At 37.8% G+C, this 21,215-nt stretch carries 22 protein-coding genes and 1 other RNA gene; 13 read left to right on the forward strand and 10 right to left on the reverse strand.

Going from position 1 to position 21,215, the window contains the following annotated elements; translation table 11 throughout:
* Positions 1-3: 3 nt before the first annotated feature.
* Positions 4-1,347, reverse strand: coding sequence for a hemolysin family protein (locus ACFPYN_RS07715; RefSeq protein WP_377733389.1), 1,344 nt, complete (start codon positions 1,345-1,347; stop codon positions 4-6).
* Between the two features lie 203 nt (positions 1,348-1,550).
* On the opposite strand from ACFPYN_RS07715, the gene chrA reads away from it, so the two are divergent.
* The 3 genes from chrA to kynB are packed head-to-tail and all read left to right on the forward strand — an operon-like array spanning position 1,551 to position 4,642.
* The gene (gene chrA, locus ACFPYN_RS07720) at positions 1,551-2,738 is read left to right on the forward strand and encodes a chromate efflux transporter (RefSeq protein WP_377733390.1); all 1,188 of its coding nucleotides are present in this window, start codon (positions 1,551-1,553) and stop codon (positions 2,736-2,738) included.
* Positions 2,739-2,752: 14 nt separating this feature from the next.
* Positions 2,753-4,024 carry a kynureninase gene (kynU, locus tag ACFPYN_RS07725; protein WP_377733391.1) on the forward strand — a complete coding sequence of 424 codons (1,272 nt, stop codon included), beginning with the start codon at positions 2,753-2,755 and terminating at the stop codon, positions 4,022-4,024.
* Positions 4,025-4,642: an arylformamidase gene (kynB, locus tag ACFPYN_RS07730; RefSeq protein ID WP_377733392.1), complete on the forward strand. Its 618-nt coding sequence runs from the start codon at positions 4,025-4,027 to the stop codon at positions 4,640-4,642.
* A 223-nt stretch (positions 4,643-4,865) separates the two neighbouring features.
* On the opposite strand, the gene ACFPYN_RS07735 is transcribed toward kynB, so the two are convergent.
* From ACFPYN_RS07735 to ACFPYN_RS07750, 4 genes are all read right to left on the reverse strand, one after another.
* Complete coding sequence (locus tag ACFPYN_RS07735; protein WP_377733393.1) at positions 4,866-6,269, reverse strand: cryptochrome/photolyase family protein; 1,404 nt, start codon at positions 6,267-6,269, stop codon at positions 4,866-4,868.
* Positions 6,270-6,273: 4 nt separating this feature from the next.
* Positions 6,274-6,855 (reverse strand): TetR/AcrR family transcriptional regulator, encoded by a 582-nt coding sequence (locus ACFPYN_RS07740; RefSeq protein WP_377733394.1) that lies wholly within the window; start codon positions 6,853-6,855, stop codon positions 6,274-6,276.
* A gap of 101 nt (positions 6,856-6,956) precedes the next feature.
* On the reverse strand, positions 6,957-7,445 hold the full coding sequence (locus ACFPYN_RS07745; protein WP_377733395.1) for a universal stress protein: 489 nt from the start codon (positions 7,443-7,445) through the stop codon (positions 6,957-6,959).
* A 20-nt stretch (positions 7,446-7,465) separates the two neighbouring features.
* Complete coding sequence (locus tag ACFPYN_RS07750; RefSeq protein ID WP_377733396.1) at positions 7,466-7,618, reverse strand: hypothetical protein; 153 nt, start codon at positions 7,616-7,618, stop codon at positions 7,466-7,468.
* 532 nt (positions 7,619-8,150) lie between these two features.
* Between ACFPYN_RS07750 and ACFPYN_RS07755 the strand changes: the two genes are divergently transcribed.
* The 3 genes from ACFPYN_RS07755 to ACFPYN_RS07765 all read left to right on the forward strand — a co-directional run bounded on the left by ACFPYN_RS07755 (position 8,151) and on the right by ACFPYN_RS07765 (position 12,020).
* The gene (locus ACFPYN_RS07755; RefSeq protein ID WP_377733397.1) at positions 8,151-9,893 is read left to right on the forward strand and encodes an ABC transporter ATP-binding protein; all 1,743 of its coding nucleotides are present in this window, start codon (positions 8,151-8,153) and stop codon (positions 9,891-9,893) included.
* Positions 9,890-11,647, forward strand: coding sequence for an ABC transporter ATP-binding protein (locus ACFPYN_RS07760; RefSeq protein WP_377733398.1), 1,758 nt, complete (start codon positions 9,890-9,892; stop codon positions 11,645-11,647). Before ACFPYN_RS07755 ends, ACFPYN_RS07760 begins: the two co-directional genes overlap by 4 nt.
* 130 nt (positions 11,648-11,777) lie before the next feature.
* The gene (locus ACFPYN_RS07765; protein ID WP_377733632.1) at positions 11,778-12,020 is read left to right on the forward strand and encodes a metal-sensitive transcriptional regulator; all 243 of its coding nucleotides are present in this window, start codon (positions 11,778-11,780) and stop codon (positions 12,018-12,020) included.
* Positions 12,021-12,825: 805 nt separating this feature from the next.
* Here ACFPYN_RS07765 and ACFPYN_RS07770 read toward each other — a convergent pair.
* Positions 12,826-13,032, reverse strand: a complete 207-nt coding sequence (locus ACFPYN_RS07770; RefSeq protein WP_377733633.1) for a YheE family protein — start codon at positions 13,030-13,032, stop codon at positions 12,826-12,828.
* A gap of 71 nt (positions 13,033-13,103) precedes the next feature.
* Between ACFPYN_RS07770 and ACFPYN_RS07775 the strand changes: the two genes are divergently transcribed.
* The 4 genes from ACFPYN_RS07775 (at position 13,104) to ACFPYN_RS07790 (ending at position 15,934) form a co-directional block, all read left to right on the forward strand.
* Positions 13,104-13,493: a ferritin-like domain-containing protein gene (locus ACFPYN_RS07775; RefSeq protein ID WP_377733399.1), complete on the forward strand. Its 390-nt coding sequence runs from the start codon at positions 13,104-13,106 to the stop codon at positions 13,491-13,493.
* 77 nt (positions 13,494-13,570) lie between these two features.
* Complete coding sequence (locus ACFPYN_RS07780; protein WP_377733400.1) at positions 13,571-14,719, forward strand: DUF445 domain-containing protein; 1,149 nt, start codon at positions 13,571-13,573, stop codon at positions 14,717-14,719.
* Between the two features lie 10 nt (positions 14,720-14,729).
* A complete protein-coding gene (locus tag ACFPYN_RS07785) occupies positions 14,730-15,077 on the forward strand; it encodes a YlbF family regulator (protein ID WP_377733401.1) in 348 nt (115 codons plus the stop codon).
* A 122-nt stretch (positions 15,078-15,199) separates the two neighbouring features.
* Positions 15,200-15,934 (forward strand): hypothetical protein, encoded by a 735-nt coding sequence (locus tag ACFPYN_RS07790; protein ID WP_377733402.1) that lies wholly within the window; start codon positions 15,200-15,202, stop codon positions 15,932-15,934.
* A gap of 168 nt (positions 15,935-16,102) precedes the next feature.
* Here ACFPYN_RS07790 and ACFPYN_RS07795 read toward each other — a convergent pair whose 3' ends face one another.
* Positions 16,103-16,303 (reverse strand): cold-shock protein, encoded by a 201-nt coding sequence (locus ACFPYN_RS07795; RefSeq protein ID WP_108585255.1) that lies wholly within the window; start codon positions 16,301-16,303, stop codon positions 16,103-16,105.
* Positions 16,304-16,932: 629 nt separating this feature from the next.
* Here ACFPYN_RS07795 and ssrS point away from each other — a divergent pair.
* Both ssrS and ACFPYN_RS07805 read left to right on the forward strand, forming a co-directional pair.
* Positions 16,933-17,127, forward strand: a non-coding RNA gene (gene ssrS / locus ACFPYN_RS07800) — 6S RNA.
* A gap of 223 nt (positions 17,128-17,350) precedes the next feature.
* Positions 17,351-17,494, forward strand: coding sequence for an amidohydrolase family protein (locus tag ACFPYN_RS07805; RefSeq protein ID WP_377733634.1), 144 nt, complete (start codon positions 17,351-17,353; stop codon positions 17,492-17,494).
* Here the strand turns inward: ACFPYN_RS07805 and ACFPYN_RS07810 are convergent.
* From ACFPYN_RS07810 to ACFPYN_RS07820, 3 genes are all read right to left on the reverse strand, one after another.
* The gene (locus ACFPYN_RS07810; RefSeq protein ID WP_377733403.1) at positions 17,491-18,618 is read right to left on the reverse strand and encodes a vanadium-dependent haloperoxidase; all 1,128 of its coding nucleotides are present in this window, start codon (positions 18,616-18,618) and stop codon (positions 17,491-17,493) included. The two genes, ACFPYN_RS07805 and ACFPYN_RS07810, sit on opposite strands and share 4 nt — an antisense overlap.
* Before the next feature lie 544 nt (positions 18,619-19,162).
* The gene (locus tag ACFPYN_RS07815; protein ID WP_377733404.1) at positions 19,163-19,423 is read right to left on the reverse strand and encodes a hypothetical protein; all 261 of its coding nucleotides are present in this window, start codon (positions 19,421-19,423) and stop codon (positions 19,163-19,165) included.
* Positions 19,424-19,489: 66 nt separating this feature from the next.
* Positions 19,490-20,149 (reverse strand): CPBP family intramembrane glutamic endopeptidase, encoded by a 660-nt coding sequence (locus ACFPYN_RS07820; protein ID WP_377733405.1) that lies wholly within the window; start codon positions 20,147-20,149, stop codon positions 19,490-19,492.
* Between the two features lie 260 nt (positions 20,150-20,409).
* Here ACFPYN_RS07820 and ACFPYN_RS07825 point away from each other — a divergent pair, with 260 nt between their 5' ends.
* Positions 20,410-21,192 (forward strand): enoyl-CoA hydratase, encoded by a 783-nt coding sequence (locus tag ACFPYN_RS07825; RefSeq protein WP_377733406.1) that lies wholly within the window; start codon positions 20,410-20,412, stop codon positions 21,190-21,192.
* The last annotated feature ends 23 nt before the right edge of the window (positions 21,193-21,215 follow it).

Consider the following 21,215-nt stretch of genomic DNA (forward strand, 5'->3'; position numbering starts at 1 on the left):
TCTCTATGATTCCACTGATTGATCTTCGAGAATATCAGCAATTTCTTGTTTAGTTAACTTTTTGACTTCTAGATACAGTATGTGATGACCTTCCATATCTTTAATCGTAAACTCATAGCCCTGTTCAATTATTTTTTCACCTTTAATGGCTTCAAAATGTTTGGTTAAGAACCAGCCTCCGATTGTATCGATATCTTCTTCATCAATATCGATTCCTAAAAGATCATTGATATTTTCAATTAAGATTTTCGCATCAAGGATATAATGATAATCTCCTAATTTTTGCACGTCTGGTAATTCATCGTTATCAAACTCGTCTCGAATATCGCCGACAATTTCTTCAAGAATGTCTTCGATTGTAACAAGTCCAGATGTCCCTCCATATTCATCCATCAAAACCGCCATATGAATACGTTCACGTTGAATTTTAAGAAGCAATTCACCAATAGGAATCGTTTCAATAACACGAATGATCGGTTGCATATAATCAATCACTGGACGATTGATGTTGGAAGCATCTTTAATATAGGCTGTTAATAAGTTTTTCATGTTAACGAGTCCAATTACGTGATCTTTATCACCATCGGTAACGGGATAACGAGTATATTGCTCGACATTGACTTGGTCGAACACTTGGCGAAGCGTTGTATCTTTATCAATGGTGCTCATCTCAGTACGTGGTGCCATAATTTCCTTGGCAATCCGATCGTCAAATTCAAAAATTTTGTTTACAAACTTATATTCTGATTGGTTAATTTCACCGCTCTTCAAGCTATCTGATAAAATCATACGAAGTTCTTCTTCTGTATGAGCAAGTTCAGATTCGGATGCTGGTTTTAATCCAAATAAGCCTGTAAGTGTGCGAGCAGAACCATTTAAGAATTTAATTATTGGATACATGATGCGGTAGAACCAAATTAATGGTATCGCAGTAGCTAAAGCAACTTGCTCCGCTTTTTGAATGGCTAACGTTTTCGGTGCCAATTCACCGACAACTACGTGCAAGAATGTAACGAATGAGAACGCAATTCCGTAAGAAAGAATGCTCGACATGCTTTGGCTAAGCTCGAATCGTTCAAATAATGGATGTAATATAAGCTCGACTGTCGGTTCTCCGAGTAAACCAAGACCCAGAGCGGTCATTGTAATACCTAACTGACACGCTGATAAATATTCATCTAAATTTGAAATGACTCGTCTTGCTGGTATCGCCCGTTTATGTCCTTCCGCAATTAATTGATCAATGCGGGTCGCTCTCACTTTTACAATAGCAAACTCACTTGCAACGAAGAATGCCGTTAAGGCGATTAAGACAGCAAATGCTGTCAATCGTATGGCTATGTCCAAAGAATTCCTTTGTTCCAAACCCGAATGAGGGGGAGAACAAAGTGTACACCTCCTGTTTTCTGAAAAATAGTTAATACCTATAATAATAAAATACTTACGTATAAAAAACAAATATTACTTTCTAACGCAGTTTATACTATTAACGAGTTTCATCATCTTGTATCATATAAGAGTAAACTTATATGTCAGGAAGTGATGGGAATATGGCAACAAAAAAAGCAGGGCGTTATCTTGAAATCTTAGCAGCATCAACCAAACTTGGACTTACTTCTTTTGGAGGACCCGCAGCACATATCGGATATTTTAGAGACGAATACGTTCAAAAAAGAAAATGGCTAGATGACAAACTTTACGCTGATTTAGTGGCACTATGTCAATTTCTACCGGGACCAGCGAGTTCACAAGTAGGGATATCAATTGGCGTGTTACGTGGTGGATTACTTGGAGGTATACTATCATGGATTGGTTTTACTTTGCCTTCCGTATTTTTACTGATGGCATTTGCATGGGTCATTATGCAAACCGGTTCATTTGAAAGTGGATGGATTCAAGGTCTAAAAATTGTGGCTGTTGCAGTTGTAGCACATGCCTTGATGGGTATGGGGAAATCATTAACACCTGATAGGACCAGAATCACAGTTGCAATGATAGCCGCCGCCGCAACACTATTGATTCCAACAGCATGGGGACAAATTTTAATTATTATCCTGGCTGGGATTTTTGGTGTGATGTTTTACAAAAATGAAAAAGCGCCAGAAGCTGTTGAAATGCCATTGTCGTTTGGGAAGAAAACCGGCATAATCGCTTGGATTCTATTCTTTGCTTTACTTATTCTATTACCACTATTTAGACCGTTCGTTCAAGCTACTTGGTATGCCATTTTTGATATCTTTTACCGAGTAGGTTCTATCGTATTTGGTGGAGGACACGTCGTACTGCCTATGTTAGAGCGGGAAGTCGTACCGGTAGGTTGGATGTCATCTGAAGCGTTTATTGCTGGCTACGGTGCCGCACAAGCTGTTCCTGGACCATTGTTTACCTTGTCAGGATACCTTGGGCAAATAATGGGGAGCTTTTCAGGAGCTGCTATTGCCGTGATTGCCATGTTTTTACCGTCATTCTTACTTGTAGTTGGGACTTTACCTTTTTGGGCAGTGATTCGAACTAAGCCAAGAATACAAGCCGCTTTAAAGGGAGTTAATGCAGCCGTAGTCGGAATTTTACTAGCCGCTCTTTATGACCCTGTCTTTACAAGTGCAGTGCATGACCCAATTGATTTTGTCATTGTGTTAATTTCCTTTACTCTGTTAGTATTTTATAAACTATCACCATGGTTAGTCGTGATTATCACGGCGATTTTAGGTGCATTAAGCTTTGCCATGTTTGGCTAAAAGGAGATATGACTTTGGATACAACTATGCAGTTTGCAAGAGAAATGGACAAGTTAGACGTGTTAAGTAGTTATAAAGCGGAGTTTTATTTGCCAGAGAATCAATTATATATGGATGGTAACTCTTTAGGACTTATGTCGAAGCGTTCTCAGGAATCACTTGAAAAATTAATAGCAAGCTGGCGTGATAAAGGAATTGATGGATGGACAGAAGGCGAAGATCCTTGGTTTACCTACTCGGAAAAATTAAGTGAACGAGTAGCAAACGTCGTCGGTGCGAATGGTAATGAAGTGATGGTTACTGGCTCGATTACCGTTAATATCCACCAAATGCTCTCTACATTGTTTCATCCAACTGCTGAAAGATCAGTTATTGTCGTAGACGAATTAAATTTCCCTTCAGATATTTATGCTGTAGAAAGTCATTTAAGATTGCGTGGACTGAATCCAGCAGTGTCAATGAGAAAAGTGAAAAGTGATGATGGCTATACATTAACACTTGATGCTATTGAAGAAATGTTAACCGAGGATGTTGCTATTTTGATGTTGCCATCCGTGTTATACCGAAGCGGGCAATTGTTGGATATGGGACGCATTACTGAAATGGCTCATGCAAAAGGGATTTTAGTCGGTTTTGATTTAGCTCATTCTATTGGAGCAGTTCCTCATCAATTACATAAAGAAAACGTGGATTTCGCGATTTGGTGTCATTATAAATACATGAATAGTGGCCCAGGGGGGTCAGGCGGACTTTATATTCATGAGCGTCATCATAACGAATTGCCCGGGCTCGCTGGCTGGTTCGGTTCTGATAAAACAAAACAATTTGATATGTCACATGACTTTTCAAAAGCAAATGGAGCAGGTGCTTACCAAATCGGTACGCCGAATTTATTTAGCACAGCCCCACTAACTGGCAGTGTTGAATTATTTGAAAAGGCAGGGATAAGAAATGTGCGAGCTAAATCGCTTGCGTTGACACAGTACTTGCGTGACTTAATTCAAGCAGAATTAGGGTCATTTGGTTTTGTCGATGTCACTCCTGTTGCTGATGAAGCGAGAGGTGGACATATCGCGTTAGCTCATCCAGAAGCAGCTCGTATTTGTAAAGCGTTGAAACAAGCAAATGTGGTGCCAGATTTCCGTGCACCAGATATCATTCGATTGGCACCAATCAGCTTTTATTCAAGTTTTGAAGATGTTTGGGAAATGGTCCAACGTTTAAAAACAATTATGGAAAAAGAAACATATAAAACATTTTCAAATGAACGAAACGTGGTGGCGTAATTGAAAATACATGACATATCCATGATGTTAAACAGTGATGTAGCTGAGTGGCCAGGTGATACGCCTTTCGAGTTTCAGTTAAACTGGACGAAGCAACAAAGTGGGTCAGTGAATGTAGGACAAATAACGACCAGCGCACATATCGGTACTCATATCGATGCTCCATTTCATTTTGATGAACTAGGAAAGAAAGTACATGAACTGCCTTTAGAAAACTATATGGTTGATGCAATTGTCATTGATGTCAGCGGGCAAGATGTAATTTCTCGGGCGTCGTTACAAGGCGTTGAAACTGCTACTGCAAAAGCAGTTCTGTTTCGTACAAGTGCCTGGCAGGAAAGAACTGTGTTTCCTGAAGAAATTCCAACCTTTGAAGTCGAAGTGGTGGAGTGGATGGTTGAAAACGAGATTATTTTATTTGGAGTAGATTTGCCATCAGTAGATTCGATTACGAGTAAAGATCTACCCATGCATCACGCTTTAGGAACTGCAGGTCGCTATATTTTAGAAGGGCTAGTGTTAGACGATATAGCAGAAGGCATGTATAGATTAATCGCATTGCCTTTAAAAATAGAAGGTGCAGACGGTAGCCCCGTGCGTGCCGTGTTAATTGAATAAGAAATGCCGTTGTTTAATGTGCGTCAATGAAATGTAAGTGTCTTTCTAGAGAAGAATCGTGTCCACCTCAGGGCGAATGGTCGAAAACTCTTGAGAGTTGGTCGGAAAAACCATTTGAATGGTCGAAAAGCCATAATAGTTGGTTCTAACCAATTATTAATTGGTCGGAAACACCAAACGACCACAAACTCTGCAAAAAAGGATGAACCCATGTAAATCGGGTTCATCCTTTTTTTATCTCTCCATAGGCAAGTAAGGCACGAGTACGTCCAGCCTTATGAGTTACCACGGGGTATGGATATGTATCGCCTAATACGACGCCTGCCTCTTTGAGTGAATCCTCAGATGCTTGATCAGGTTCCATAATATCTTTATCTGATAGATGTCGAAGTTCAGGAATCCATTTTCTAATGTACAACGCTTCTCCATCAAACTTCGCACTTTGTAAATAGGGATTGAAGATGCGGAAATAAGGGGCTGCATCCGCGCCACTTCCTGATGCCCATTGCCAACCAAATGTGTTATTGGCTATATCACAATCTATTAAAGTATCCCAAAACCACGACATGCCTTTTGTGAAATCCACTAATAAATGTTTCGTTAAATAACTGGCAACATTCATTCGCACTCGGTTATGCATATAGCCAGTCGACCACAACTCACGCATTCCTGCATCTATTAAGGGAATCCCAGTTTGTCCATAACACCATTTTTGATAATGCTCTTCATTGTTTAGCCAAGGGAAGTTCGAAAAATTTTTGTTTAGTGGTTTATTTACAGTATGAGGGAAGTGGACAAGCATTTGATAGGCAAATTCTCGCCATACTAATTGCCTGATAAAGGCTTCACTAACATCAGGCTGCATTTTTAATGCGTAATGATAAACACTGCGAACAGAAAGGGCACCGATAGCTAAGTATGGAGAAATACGTGAAGTTCCTGAAATTGCTGGAAAGTCCCGCTTTATTTTATAAGCAGCGACGTCTTCATCGATAAATGTTTTGACGAGCTCAATAGCTGCCTCTTCGCCAGCTGGCCAATTTTCATCTATTCCGTCAGTCCAATCAAAAATAGGAACAAGTTGTAAGACATTAATATCCGCAGAGATACTTGTCACGCTCTCTGGAACCTTGAGAAATTTGGCGTCTCTAATATGCGGTACTACTAAAGGAACTGCTTTAGTGCGGAAATGGTTATAAAACGGAGTGAAAACTTTATAAGGTTCACCGTTCTCTTTCAGCGATTCCCAAGGGGGAAGTAACATAGTGCCCTCGAATGTTTTTACAACGAAGCCTTCATCAAAAATATGTTTAGCAAATTCTTCATCTCGCAATCGTTGTTCGGGATGATACGAGCGGTTGAAATATATGGCATCAATTGCATATTCTTTTTGAAGTGCTTTTACCGTTTCAGGTAAAGGAGAATTAGAAACATACAGTTCACCGCCAAGTTTACGTATGGATTCTTGTAATGACTCTAAGTTGCGATGAGTCCAGTATTTAAACGCTGCACCTAAATTATTTTCTACTACATAAATGGGTAATATTTCGCCATCAAGCTTCGCTTGAGAAAGAGCAGGGTGGTCGTGAAGTCGTAAATCATTTCTTAACAGCACAGCGATTTTCATATATTCACGACTCCTTTCGAGGTTTAACCCCATTTTCAATAATGTCGTTTAGCATATTTGCCCAACCATCAATGTTTTCATCATTTGCTGGCCGAGACAAAATTGAATGGAAAAAGATAGACGCTACCAGTTCATTTGGCAAGTCCGCACGAACTTCTCCGAGATCTTTTGCTTTCTTAACTTGATTCGTCAACATGAAAAACATTTTCCCATGAAGTCCATCCATTTGTTTTAAATGATTACGAGCAATGTCTGATTCTGATTGGTCTAACTGACCACGCATGCCAATCATATAGTGAACTTGGTCGTATTGCATGAACGTTTTTAACCACTCTTTCATGGTTTCGAGTCCAGTTGTTTCGGACGCTATGATTTCCATTTCCTTCATTACTTTACTGACTAAAATAAACATATAATCGGTGATAAGATCGTCTTTATGGCCGTAATATTCATAGATAGTGCTGCGCGCTATATCTAAATTTTCGGACAATGCTTTAAATGAAAAACCTTCGTATCCTCTTTCGAGCAATAACTTTTCAGTCTCTCTCAGCATTGCAGCTTCGTCCATTTTTTTCCGACGCGCCATTTCCCTCACACCTAACTTCTCTTTTTCTTCTCTCTAGTATACGTGAAAATGTTGTGAAAACTAAATAAAAACGCGCCCCTATGAGGGAGCGCGAAAGATGATTATTTAACAACAATTACAGTACAAGGTGAATCTTTCACTATTTTTTCACTAACAGAGCCAACAAAAAACTTTTGGAAGCCTGATTTACCGCTGTTTCCAACGATAATTACATCTGCTTTTTCGTTTTCTGCCAATTCGGCCAATGCTCTAGCAGGTTGACCGTCAATTGCTAAAATTTGTGCTTCGATATGATGCCTATCTAGCTGTGTCTGTATGGATTCAGTCATTTGTTGAGCATATTCGCGAGCTAAATGCTGTGGTGAATCGATATCAACTTCATCTGAAGGAGCTGAATTCATATCCACTAAGATGGGAGCATTAACTAATGGTTCGTTAGAATAGGGAATATCTCCACCTACAACGTCGTCGTTCACATAAGCTACGATGAGTGATGTATTTGGTCGGTTATGCATCAAATCAACCGCATGTATTAAAGCAGCTCTGCTGCCTTCTGAACCATCATAACCAACAATCATTTTCTTAAACATAATGATAAAACTCTCCTTCCTTAACTGAACATAGGGAATACGTAATTAATTAAAAACCATAATACTGCAAAGAAAATAATTAAGTAAGCAGCGTATTTAATAAATGTTGCGCCTACTAAACCACTGTCTGTTTTTTCTTCTCTACGTACTTCAATATTCTTTTTTTCTTCCACGAGTAATCACTCCTTTTACTTGAATGTTTTGTTACCTTTTAAATACCCTACCTAAAAATGTATAAACGCAAGTTATTGACAGAATAATAATCTTTTTCAAAATGTATTGACAATTAAAAAATTGTCATGCTAATCTAAGTAAGTAAATAAACTATGAGATGAGGAGGTACGTGTCATGATTAAAAGAATTGATCTATCATCAAACTATATAGTTCGTCCGTACCTACTAGTAATATCTCAATGATTTAATTTAAATCAAGGGAAGGGTATGGATACCTTTTCCTTTTTTCATGCGCACGCGCATCTGGAAACAGGCGCGTGCTTTTTTGTGTTTCTTATTACCATATTTTGGTTTCACAGTGTAAAACTGTCTTATATAAACCAGGAAGTGAAAGTCGAGCTTCGCAACAAAAAAATGAAAAGGAGTGCTGAAGATGAACTATCAGCAACAGAAACAGAAGCAAATATTGATCAAGGAATCTCTAGAAGGCGGCTAGTGAAAGCCAAACCGTAAAGGAAAGAAGGAAATTACATGTTCTCAGTATTATTCAAATTAAGATGGTTTTTCGCAGAAAACTGGAAACGATATACGATTGCAATTTCGTTGCTGATGGTAACGAATGTACTCGAGGTTGTGCCACCATGGCTGCTGGGTGAATCCATTGATGCCATTTATCAACAAACATTAACATCAAAATTACTAATGATTTTCTTACTGTCACTAATTGCGGTAACGATTGTCAATTATTTAAGTAACTTTGTTTGGCAGTACCAATTATTCGGCGGAGCATATGTCATTGAAAAGCAATTGCGAAGCCGTTTAATGAAACAATTTTTACGCATGACGCCGTCATTCTACGAAAAGAATCGAACTGGCGATTTGATGGCAAGAGCAACCAACGATTTAAAAGCCGTGTCTACAACTGCAGGGTTCGGTATTTTAACATTAGTTGACTCGTCACTTTATATGCTTACCATTTTAGTGACTATGGGAATATTAGTTAGTTGGAAATTAACTTTTGTTGCACTTTTACCTTTGCCAATCTTGGCAATTATCATGCAAATTCTCGGTAAACGGATCCACGAAAAATATATGAAGGCACAAGATGCTTTTGGAGATATGAATGACAGTGTACTAGAAGCAGTTTCGGGTGTTCGTGTTATTAGAGCGTATGTCCAAGAACGTGCTTCAGAAAAACAATTCGATGAAATGACAGAAGATGTTTATGCGAAAAATATGGAAGTTGAAAAAATTGATGCATTATTTAACCCGATTACCAAAGTATTAACAGGCATTAGTTACATGATTGGACTAGGATATGGAGCATTCTTGGTGTCGGAAGGTCAAATGACGCTCGGTGACTTAGTCGCATTCAATGTGTATCTCGGAATGATTATTTGGCCCATGTTTGCGATAGGTGAATTGATCAACGTCATGCAACGAGGCAATGCATCTCTGGATCGTGTGCAAGAAACCCTTGATTGCGAAGAGGATGTCAAAGATGCATCAAATCCAGTGACGGTTTTGCAACCGGGTAGAATTGGTTTTAACAATGTGAAATTCCAATACCCACAGTCATCTACAGTGAACTTAAGTAATATTAATTTGCAGTTAGAGCCAGGCCAAACGCTTGGAATAGTCGGGAAAACTGGAAGTGGGAAAACCACGCTAATTAAACAGTTTCTACGTGAGTACCCTGCAGGTGAAGGGTCACTTACATTTGCAAACATTCCGATAGAAAATCAAACAAAGGATCAGGTGCGCAACTGGATTGGTTATGTGCCACAAGATCATGTCTTATTCTCTCGAACGGTTAAAGAGAATATTTTGTTTGGCCATCCTGAAGGAACAGATGCAGACATTGAAACGGCTATTCGTTTATCACATTTCCAAAAGGATTTAGAAATGTTACCACAAGGGTTAGAAACGCTTGTTGGCGAAAAAGGTGTAGCTTTATCCGGAGGGCAGAAGCAGCGTATTTCGATTGCTCGTGCACTCATTAAAAATCCAGAAATTTTATTGTTGGATGATTCGTTGTCTGCGGTCGATGCAAAAACGGAGGCACGTATTATTGAAAATATACAACTCGAACGGAAAGACAAAACAACCATCATTACCACACATCGTCTATCTGCAATTCAACATGCGGACTGGATTATTGTATTAGATGATGGGGTTATGATTGAAGAAGGTACGCATGAAGATTTGCTTACGAATGAGGGCTGGTATAAAGAACAGTTCGACCGTCAGCAGATTGAGGAGGTGTCATCATGAGTACAGGGAAAAGATTATGGCTCTACGCCTTACATTATAAAAAACTGTTAATCCTGGGAATTAGTTTGCTAACCGTAGGGGTGGCTGCCGATTTAGCAGGGCCTTTGATTGCTAAGAAGATTATTGACGATCATATTGCAGATACAACAGCTGGTTCATTTGCTTTTGAACCCATAGCGTTGTTGCTAGGTGTGTTTTTTGCCTTAACAATCGTTTCTGCAATGTTCCGTTATGGAGAATATTTATTGCTACAAAAAGCAGCTAATCGTGTAATTCAAAAAATGAGGAATGATGTCTATCAACATATCCAAACTTTACCGATTCGCTACTTTGACAACTTACCTGCAGGGAAAGTAGTAGCTCGTATTACAAACGATACCGAAGCGATTCGCGAATTGTATGTAACTGTACTGTCTCAATTTGCATCAAGTGCAATGTATATTACAGGTATTTATGTGGCATTATTCTTCCTTGATTGGAAAATGGCAACAATTGCTTTGTTCGTTGTTCCAGTTTTGTTTATTTGGATGTTCTTGTATCGAAAATACGCATCAAAGTATAATCACATTGTTCGAGAAAAAGTCAGTGATATGAATGCTATGATTAATGAATCTATCCAAGGTATGACAATCATCCAAGCATTCCGTCGTGAAGAACAAATGCAAGAAGAGTTTGAATTGACTAACCGTGAACATTACAGGTACCAAAATAAATTGCTTTATTTAGATGCTGGAACGTCTCACAATTTAGTCGGAGTTCTTCGCTCCATTACATTTGTTTTATTTATTTGGTATTTTGGAGGTGCTTCATTATCAGCTACCTCAGCAATATCTGTTGGTGTGTTGTATGCATTTGTTGATTACATTATCCGTTTATTTAATCCTGTATCAGGTATTGTAAATCAATTAGCAAAATTAGAGCAGGCTTTGGTGGCAGCAGAGCGTGTATTCCGATTACTAGACCGACAAGGTGAAGAGGTTAGTGATGAGAAAATCACCCGTTATCAAGGGAATGTTCGTTTCGAAAATGTATGGTTTGCTTATAATAAAGAAGAATATGTATTAAAAGATATTTCTTTTGAGGCGAAAAAAGGGGAAACCGTTGCTTTAGTAGGGCACACCGGGTCTGGTAAGAGTTCAATTATGAACTTATTGTTCCGCTTCTATGATGTTTCAAAAGGGGCGATCACAATTGATGGCTTAAATATTCAAGACTGGTCTCGACAAACCGTTCGTGACCATATGGGGATTGTGCTACAGGATCCGTATTTATTCACGGGAACAATTGAATCTAACGTTAGCCTAGGTGATGCGAGAATTTCTCGTGAAAAAGTGCAAGCATCTTTAGATGCAGTTGGCGGAGAACGTGTGCTCAAACATTTAGCAAATGGTATCGATGAACCAGTGATCGAGAAAGGAAGCACTCTTTCTTCCGGACAACGTCAATTAATTTCATTTGCTCGAGCGTTAGCATTTGATCCAGCCATCTTAATTTTAGATGAGGCAACATCAAATATAGACACAGAGACTGAAGAAATTATTCAACACGCGATGGATGTCTTGAAAAAAGGACGTACCACATTCATTATTGCACATCGACTTTCTACTATTAAAAATGCGGATCGTATTCTTGTTTTAGATCGTGGTGAAATTGTGGAGCAAGGAACGCATGATGAATTAGTAACACTAGGAGGACGGTATGAACAAATGTATCGTTTACAATCTGGAGTGGCTCTTAATCCTCAAGGGGGTTAAGGGTGCTCCCCTTTTTTGAATGACACAGAGTTCAACGAATCATTGTGATAGATTTTTTTCACTAAATCCGCTATCTTAAAGGAAGAAGATATGTAACTAAGGAGTGAAGATCGTGCGCTATGAAAAAGATATGATGAATCGATTGAAACGCCTTGAAGGACAAGTACGAGGTGTTATCAAGATGATGGAAGAAGATAAAGGATGCCGCGATGTTGTCACACAGCTGTCAGCAGTGCGTTCTGCTGCAGATAGAACCATAGGATTAATTGTCGCGAAAAATTTAGAACAATGTATTATTGAAGCTAATGATAATGGTACTTCTACAGAAGATGCCATTCAAGAAGCGGTTAGTATGTTGGTGAAGAGTAGATAAATAAAAAAAAGTTGGAAATGCCCCTAGTCATATATATGACTAGGGGCATTTCCTTTTTTAAAAGATAAGAGAGTATTTAATTTTAGTTCCAAAAATCCAGTGTTTCAGGTGTTTTGGACAAAAGATTGATTCATTAATATTGTTGATTTCCGTTTTAGGCGGACGCTTTCTGCGGGGCGGGCGGTGAGCCTTCTCGGTCGCTTCGCGATCTGCGGGGTCTCACCTGTCCCGCTGATCCCGCTGGAAAGATATTGGACGAACTGTCATTCGTCCAATATCTTTGCGACGAGTAACCGCAGGAGCACATGTTTTCTCGTCGCCTTCCACTACAATCCATGAAGTGAGTAGTAACCAATAAGAAAATCTATCAATTACTTATTGCGAAGACACGAATAAATGATTCTAAGATAAGCTAGAGATAGAACCAACCTATAATCGTAGTTGCCATCTATATTAGTTGATTGAAGCGCAGGTGGCGACTTCTGCGGGAATAGCAGATGTTTTCTGCACCGAAAGCGAAGCGACAGATGCATGAGCTGAAGACCCCGCAGGAAAGATACTGGCCAACAGCCAGTATCTTTGCGACGAGTAACCGCAGGAGCACATGTTTTTGAAGTTACGAGGAGACTGAAGCCATGCCCGCGAAAAGCGTCCACCTTAGCGGAAATCAACAGGCTACTATGGTTACTCTTCTTAAAAGGACCGGGCGCACTTTGCACGGTTTTTTTAAAATTTAGTAGAGGTTGATTTATGTTCCAGAATTACGCTATCCGCGATGTCACTAGAGTGAAATTCATGAACAACATTACTCGTAAACATGAAATAGCATCAGTTCGTGAATCATTTTCTTTACAGCTTCTTCATCAGTTGGTTGGGAAGTGCTTGTCCAAGTGATCGTTCCATTTGGCAAATATTCACCGCTATAGCGGGTTTGCTTGTAAAAGAAAGAGAAGGTCCAGCCGGGTAATTGTTTGTTTTCATACATAGGTTTAAAGCTAAAATGTTGCAGCATTAAGTCTGCTCCTTTCATAGGTGAAGACACACCCGCATACGCTAGGAAAAAGGCGAAAAAGGGGTGGCCAAGTGTTTAATGAACAGCTGAAACAAGCCATTGAAGATGAGTATCGAGATTTTTATTTCTATAAATACATGCTAAAGCTAACGGAAGATCCATATTGGCAACGGTTTATCCAGCATGCAATGGAAGATGAAAAAAGCCACTATGAAATGTTCCAACAACTCCATTATATGCTGACTGGTGAATTTGTACAAAATACCTCAAAACCTAATCCACCAACAAATTTAAAGCAAGCAGCAAAGGAATCACTTGAGAAAGAACTGGCAGCAACAGACTTTTATAAAGAAATGCTTTTAACTGTGCCAATACCAGAAGCGTATAATCCATTTTTCATAGCGATGCATGACGAAATGGAACACGCAATCAGATTTTCTACGATTTACAACGCATTGTAAATGAGAGTTTCACATTTTTAATAAATATTCCTTTTCTGTTATAATGGAAAGCAGATTGACAGAAAAAGGTGAACAACTTGAACTTTTTATGGACATTGCTTTTCATGGCATTAATTGGTGCATTAATTGGAGGATATACGAACCATCTTGCCATTAGGATGCTGTTTCACCCGCATGAAGCGAAATATATAGGCAAATGGAGAGTACCATTTACGCCTGGACTCATTCCAAAACGACGAGATGAGCTAGCAAAACAACTTGGTCGAACGGTCGTTGAACATTTATTAACACCGGAGACATTTAAACGAAGATTCTTTTCAAATGACATGCGACTAAAAGCCGAAGTGTGGATTCAAGGACAACTTACAAAACATCTGTTTGAATCAGATATGACACTGAAACAATGGCTGGCAAAAGCAGGTATTGAACATGTGCCTTCTCGTGTGGAAGGGAAAATTGATTCAGTAATCGATGAACAACTGGCATTATTAGAATCGCGATTTGCCACTAAAACAATGAGGGAACTAACTCCAGAACAATGGCAGCAACAAACAGACGAACGCATTCCTGAGATTGTTACCTACATGATAGACAAAGGTGAAGCGTACTTTGACTCGGAAGAAGGACGTCTAACACTAAAAAGACTGATTGATGATTTCCTTTCCTCAAAAGGGACAATCGGTAACATGATTCAAATGTTTATGGGTGAGTCGTCTTCCATCGTCAAACGTGTGCAACCGGAAATACAAAAATTCTTAAATGCACCGGGTACATTTGATCTTCTTTCAAACCTGATTCAAGGGGAATGGGAGAAATTAAAAGATCGCCCATTAAATGAATTGATTGGTGGATTTGATATAAATCCAGTAGTAACAACTGTGAAAACTTATTTAAAACAGGAGCTTGCAGTTGAAAAAAGATTGGATGGTACGTTACAATCGTATTGGCCAGAAGGTGCTAACTGGACAGCTAGTAACCTAACACCAAAAATGACTGAATTTGTATTTACTCAAGGTGAATTGAAACTTGAAGAAACGATCAAACGATTAAAGCTAGAAGAGATGGTGCAAGCACAGGTTAATACATTCCCTGTAGCCCGTCTTGAAGATTTAATTTTAGGCATTTCAAGAAAAGAATTTAAAATGATTACAGTACTAGGCGCGATTCTTGGTGGACTGATTGGATTAATCCAAGGTGGAATCGTGTACTTAATGAATATGATTTAGGAGTGATCACATGACAGTAAACATTTATGACGATATTAATCGTTTAGAAAACACATTTAGAAATACAACCGAATTCTTAACCGTGGAACAAGCGGTAACAGAGGTAAAGAATGATGAACAAGCACTTTCGTTGTTCAAAAGCTTTCGTGACTTGCAAATGAACTTACAACAAAAACAAATGCAAGGTGAAGAAATTTCGGGCGAAGAGATTGAGTATGCTCAAAAAACGGCTCAACTTGCACAAGCAAATCCTAAGATTGAAAAAATGCTCCAAGCTGAAATGGCCCTTAGTGGATTAATTGAAGAAGTAAACCGTGTATTAATGAAGCCTGTTCAATCGTTATATGATGGAATATAAACCAGCCTAGTGCTGGTTTTTTCTTTTGGACAAAAACTGAATAATATAGATTCTTTAGAGAATGGATAATCTTATTTAATAAGGGTATCCATAGTCTATAGATTGTTTCGAAGGGTTGGCTAATGATGATACTAATTACATTTTTATTTACGATCGGTCTTGTGTTTGTTCATATCTTTTCAAAAAATTTACATTTTTTGCATTCCGTCCAGAGACATCGATTTCTATCCTTATCTTCAGGAGTGGCAGTTGCTTACGTCTTTGTCCATTTGCTTCCAGAATTAAATGAATATCAAAAGATTTTGGAGGATACGATCGATAACAAGTTATTGATATTACTTGAAGATCATATTTATATGATTGCGATGTTTGGTTTAGTGGTTTTTTATGGGTTGGAGCTAATTGTAAGGAAGATGAGAGACGTCAATAAAGTAACAGATGACGTAAAAGCTTCTATGAGAGTTTTTCAAATACATATAAGCATGTTCTTTATATACAATGCGATTATTGGTTATTTACTTGTTCGTGGGGAGTACGATGGGTATTTAGGTCTCTCTTTTTACTTTATAGCTATGGCCGTGCACTTTATTACAAATGATTGGAGTTTAAGAGAGTCCCATAAAGATGTATATGATCGATATGGTAGATGGTTACTGTCGTTTGCGGTTCTTTTCGGCTGGATTGTGGGGGCATTTTTTGATATCCGAGAAGTTGTGGTCTCTCTATTAGCAGCATTTTTAGCAGGAGCGATTATATTAAACGTAATGAAAGAAGAACTTCCTGAAGATCGGAAAAGCAGTCTGCCTGCCTTTTTAATAGGTGTGGTGTTATACACTGTACTTATCTTATTTATATAAAACTCGATTAGTCATAAGAATAGAGGATGTAGAAAACATTATTTACAAGTTACTAACGGTCGTGTATGAATAAATTGAGAATCTCTGCTCAGATAATGAGTGGAGGTTTTTAATTTTAGACAAATAAAAAACAGACTCTACAAAGTAGAGTCTGTTTGAAAGTTAAAATTAAGCTTTGTTTACGTTTGAAGCTTGAGCTCCACGAGCGCCTTGCTCAACGTCGAAAGTTACTTTTTGACCTTCGTCTAAAGATTTGAAGCCTTCACTTTGGATTGCTGAGAAATGTACGAATACATCGTCCCCATTTTCACGCTCGATAAAACCAAAACCTTTTTCTGCATTAAACCATTTTACTGTACCTTGTTCCATTTTTGTTGCCTCCTAGTGTGAAATTCACACAATGTAATACTATCCCTGCCCAAAGTGATCATTAAGACGATAAGTTTGAAACATATACAAATCTTTTACACCGACAAAAATAATTCTTCTTTATCATAGCACCAATTTAAATGATTAGCAACTGATTTGTTTTACTCTTGAAAAATTAAACGTGTTTGTCAGTATAAAAGTGTTTTCAATCTAAAGGTTAACAGTATTAGTTTGTTAAAATATACTGTTCCTGATTGAACGTTTGCGCGAGTCGCACAGTCGGAATGAGCTAACACGTATGTAACCGACATAGTTATGGGCTCATTCTTCACGCTCTTCGGCATTGTTAGCTGCTATTGTACACTTTCGTTTACTCGTCAATATACATTATGAGAGCTTTCTATTTAAGAATTCCTGATTTAAATGTAGCGTTCCTTCTATAGAAGAGAAGATAGTGGTTAATGATACAAAGTCTTTGGTAATTCACTATTGGATTTATAAGCCAAATACTAACCGATTTAAAATGCTGGTTCACATGATAACGAATTGAATGATTTCATTAATAAAAAAATCATATTAGAGGTCAAAATTACCATTGAAAGTTCAAATCAAGTATTGTAAGATACTAATACAAGCTGCATTGTGCGTAATGATATTAAGTTTTAACCTTTAATCTGTAACAGGGAGTTTTTATAGAAACGGGAATGGCATGCCTCATTCATTTTAATCAATGAGGACAAACAGGATGGTTTCTGCGAGCACCCACTTTGAGAAGTGGTGGTCTAAAACTTTCTTATTCTATTTACGGCAAAGGCGGCTTTTTTAAAATGAATATTATAGCAAGGTTTATAGAGCACTCTTACCAAAAATGGTGATGGTGCTTTTTTGTAGTGTTTTTCAGTTTGTCGCAAATTTGTCGTAAATCTCTAACTCCTTTAAAAAATGTTACCATTAATTACGAAAACAGAGTGGTAAAGAGCGTAGGAATAAAGGAAAATCGGATTATTGCAGTTGGATCAAACAGAGAAATTCAGCAATATTGTTCAGATGAAACAAACTAGTATTGATCTTGATGGAAAAACGCTACTACCGGGCTTTATTGATGCACACTTACATCTTACTATTTCTGGGACAAACTTATTAGGTGTAAGTTGTATTGCACCTCATACAAGAAAAAACCTCTTCATTTAGAAGAGGTTTTTAAAATTAAAGAAAGGATGTGGATTCCTACGATTTTGGTGTGAGGAAGATTCTGCTTTATCATTGTGTTTGTCACTGTCAATACTGCTTTCAATATCCTTGTCTTTGTCTCTGTTTTTGTCAATGTAAACGTTATTATGTCTGTTATTATACCTTTCAATGTCTCTTTTATTGTCACTGTAAACATTTTTGTATGTGTCACTGTCAACGATTCTTTCATTGTTTCTATTGTCATTAAATTTGTCATTGTCACTGTAACTGTATTTCTCTCTATCCTTGTCTTTTTCCTTTACTCGAGATGAACAATCATCCGCAAAATCATAAGGGATAAATTGTTTAAAGTCATCTGCAATGAATTCAGCATTACGGTATTCTCTGTAAGGGGCATCAATAGGTGTACGATTTGGATTACGCTGTGTCTTTAAGTGATCTACAACCACTTTTCCTATAAACCTTCCTAATTTTAGCCCTTCGGTATTATCGATTGGAAAATGAACGCCTGCATATAAACGACTGACTGCATCATCTTCTGCAAATTTGCGTAGTTTTTTTGCTTCTCGCGGAAAGAAATAACTTAATACCACTTCTGAACAGCCTGACATGCTAGCGTGCCCTGAAGGATAGGAAGGGAATCGCGGTGTACAGATTTCCGTCTCCATCTCATGGTCGTATTGATTGGGTCTCGCCGTATCCCACTTGTATTTATAATCCCAGACCACGATCATGGTGTCGTTTACAGCTGCTTGCACAGCCAATAATATTCGTGCAGCATAAACTGGTGTGACTCCATATGAATCAATTAAACGGTCAATGACAGGACTCCACTGTTTAGTCGGGACGCCTGTTCCGTAAAATACTGCGTTTTTTTCATGTGTTGGGTTATTGTTTCTGAGAGTGCTTTGAACAATCTTTAATTCTTTCTCAAAGTCAATATGATCTGGATGTATGATTGGGAGATGCATTTTAACTCCCTTTGGATTAAGAAAGTCGCCTTTTCTGTTTCTTTTTAGATATGTTAAGGACCAAGAACCTGCTGTAGATGTGACAGGGTCACCTGGTGGTTTTGATTCTCCAGCGTAAGGAACCTTGGACCATCGTAAAAATTTTTTACTCATTAATATTCACCTCCAAACCCTTTTTTTATATTATGAGAGGGACTAGGATTGTGGGTGTGCTTTTTATTTGTACAATTTTTTCGAGAAAAAAATAAACCTCCCTAGAATCTAAACTCTAATGGGGTTTTATGTTATCCCCCTCAATTAGAATAGGTGTCGTATAGAACTCAGTCAGACCAACATCTGCTAACTGTTCAACAAACTGGGGTCTAATTATGATGCAAAATATAATCATTAAAAATCAAAATATGGTGGTGGTTTAGTTGGAACTGTTAAATGGTATAACTTGTTTTTTTAATTCCAGATTATGAACCATCAAACTTAGATGGAAAACAATTTATCCAAAAGTCCAATATTACACAGAGCCCTTGGAAACTCCTACTGGAGTTCTCAAGGGCTCAAAAGTCTAATATTTTGTTATGAACATTTGCGTCAAGTATCTTAGTTCAACCGCCGTATACCGAAGGGTACGTACGGTGGTGTGAGAGGTCGAGAGTTAATCACTACCTCCTACACGATTGTAATTTTTGTGCCGATCATCATGCTATGCCGTTTTCTTAATTCCATTCATAAATCTTAAAAGTATATAGAAAACAACGATGGCAAAGATAAAGGAATATGGATAGATAGTTGAAACTTCAATTTTTCCAAATGAAACATTATTTTGAAGTAAAACGCTGTTTTGATTGATGGTCAAATTTGGGTGATACGTAAATGTATTTATAAGTCCGACCAATCCAACCATCAGAAAGTAGATTAGATGAATAACGACAGCAGCAACAAATGCTTGAATTAATAGTTTCATAGAAACATCCTTTCGTATACTAGTCTTTACGAATAAAAAAGGAAAATGTTTCAATAAATACCTTAATTACATAAAATAATGCAAGTAGACAAAAATGATACCTATATCAGCGAGTGCATGACTTATTACAGGAGCAATAATTGATGAGAATTTAACTCTGAAATAACCCCACAGTAAGCCCGCAAAGAGAACAGGAAGCGTTGCAATTAAACTAAAGGGCATTTCGAATAGGGGAATCAAGGATAACATATGGTAAAGTGCATAAAAAAATGAAGTAAGTAATACACTTTTCGTTACGCCTAATTTGTCCAGATAACGCTTGTACATAAATTCACGCCAGTACCATTCCTCTAACAATGGATTAATAAAAATCAAAACTAATATAAATACCCAGACGTTTTTACCACTGAACCCCCATTGAAGGAGCAGTTCTGATAATCGATCGACATCAAATAAATGACCTTGTAAAAATGCGACTGATCCGTATATGGAAAATAAACAAATAACTCCGCTGATTATGCCAAATAACAGAGGCTTTACCGTAAACCCATTTTGAATGGAATGAACAAGTTTTTCTTTTAAATCTGAATGTCTTGCATAAGTTATAAATGGAATGAAAAATAACCAACTGTAAAACAAGACGAATGTAATAGGGATGGACTCAAAATAACTAAGTCCAATAAAAATCATTATCGTTGGACCAAATAAATAAATTACGTTCTTCATAGTGCCTCCTGGTTAAACATTTTACAAAATACAACTTTCTTAGTATTGGATCCTTCTTTCCTGAATATGCATACTAAATATAACGGATATTGAAATTTCTAACAACATACTGAATGTTAGCGAAAGATTGAATTAATTAGAGAATTTCTGTTTTTCTATTTGATACCATAAGATTTATAAACGAATTTAAAGGGATTTACAAAATGAATCACGAATAGGTATCTTATGAATGACTATTCACTCGGAAAGAGGTGTCTATTTTGACATTTGAAACATTAACTATGGAAAAGAATGGCCGATTAGCAACTTTAACATTGAATCGCCCACAAAGTATGAATGCGATGAACGGTGCAATGATGAAGGAAATTACGGAAGCTTTAGAATGGCTACACGATGAGAAAGAGATACAAGTTTTATTAATTAAAGGCGAGGGTCGTGCTTTTTCAGCAGGTGGTGATATAAAGGCTATGATGGACCCCACTAATCCGTTAGACATAGATACGGTAATGGTGGATGTTTCTCGATTAGCTAAAGCACTTTATACGCTTCCGATGATTACTATTGCATCGGTTCATGGAGCTGCTGCAGGTTTAGGTTTTAGTTTAGTTCTTGGATGTGATGTTGTTATTGCAGAAGAAAACAGTAAACTTGCCATGAACTTCATTGGCATTGGGTTGGTTCCGGATGGTGCAGGACATTTCTTCTTAAAAGAACGTGTAGGGATTCCAAAAGCGAAGCAACTGATTTGGTCAGGGAAAGTATTAAATGGTCATGAAGCACTAGCATTGGGGTTAATTGATGAGGTGACTGCTGAAGGAAGAGCATATGAGCAATCAGAAATAGTGGCTGCTAAGTTCTTATCATCTCCAGTTAAGGCGATGATTGCATCTAAACAAATATTACATACCCAAAATGTTCATGAATTAGAGCGTATTTTGGCGCTAGAAAGTTCTTCACAATCTGCAATGCGTCGTTCAAAGGATCACTTAGAAGGTATTCAGGCATTTGTAGAAAAACGCAAACCAAGTTTTAAAGGGGAGTAAAAGAAAAGTCTGCTAAAGCGAAG

Source organism: Paenisporosarcina macmurdoensis (assembly GCF_042658845.1).
Taxonomy (GTDB): Bacteria; Bacillota; Bacilli; order Bacillales_A; family Planococcaceae; genus Paenisporosarcina; species Paenisporosarcina macmurdoensis.

Coding starts and splice junctions, on each gene's coding strand:
- chrA (WP_377733390.1), top strand. CDS start 1,551: ATGGCAACAAAAAAAGCAGGGCGTTATCTTGAAATCTTAGCAGCATCA.
- ACFPYN_RS07735 (WP_377733393.1), bottom strand. CDS start 6,269: ATGAAAATCGCTGTGCTGTTAAGAAATGATTTACGACTTCACGACCAC.
- ACFPYN_RS07740 (WP_377733394.1), bottom strand. CDS start 6,855: ATGGCGCGTCGGAAAAAAATGGACGAAGCTGCAATGCTGAGAGAGACT.
- ACFPYN_RS07745 (WP_377733395.1), bottom strand. CDS start 7,445: ATGTTTAAGAAAATGATTGTTGGTTATGATGGTTCAGAAGGCAGCAGA.
- ACFPYN_RS07755 (WP_377733397.1), top strand. CDS start 8,151: ATGTTCTCAGTATTATTCAAATTAAGATGGTTTTTCGCAGAAAACTGG.
- ACFPYN_RS07760 (WP_377733398.1), top strand. CDS start 9,890: ATGAGTACAGGGAAAAGATTATGGCTCTACGCCTTACATTATAAAAAA.
- ACFPYN_RS07765 (WP_377733632.1), top strand. CDS start 11,778: ATGATGAATCGATTGAAACGCCTTGAAGGACAAGTACGAGGTGTTATC.
- ACFPYN_RS07770 (WP_377733633.1), bottom strand. CDS start 13,032: ATGCTGCAACATTTTAGCTTTAAACCTATGTATGAAAACAAACAATTA.
- ACFPYN_RS07785 (WP_377733401.1), top strand. CDS start 14,730: ATGACAGTAAACATTTATGACGATATTAATCGTTTAGAAAACACATTT.
- ACFPYN_RS07790 (WP_377733402.1), top strand. CDS start 15,200: ATGATGATACTAATTACATTTTTATTTACGATCGGTCTTGTGTTTGTT.
- ACFPYN_RS07795 (WP_108585255.1), bottom strand. CDS start 16,303: ATGGAACAAGGTACAGTAAAATGGTTTAATGCAGAAAAAGGTTTTGGT.
- ACFPYN_RS07805 (WP_377733634.1), top strand. CDS start 17,351: ATGAAACAAACTAGTATTGATCTTGATGGAAAAACGCTACTACCGGGC.
- ACFPYN_RS07810 (WP_377733403.1), bottom strand. CDS start 18,618: ATGAGTAAAAAATTTTTACGATGGTCCAAGGTTCCTTACGCTGGAGAA.
- ACFPYN_RS07815 (WP_377733404.1), bottom strand. CDS start 19,423: ATGAAACTATTAATTCAAGCATTTGTTGCTGCTGTCGTTATTCATCTA.
- ACFPYN_RS07820 (WP_377733405.1), bottom strand. CDS start 20,149: ATGAAGAACGTAATTTATTTATTTGGTCCAACGATAATGATTTTTATT.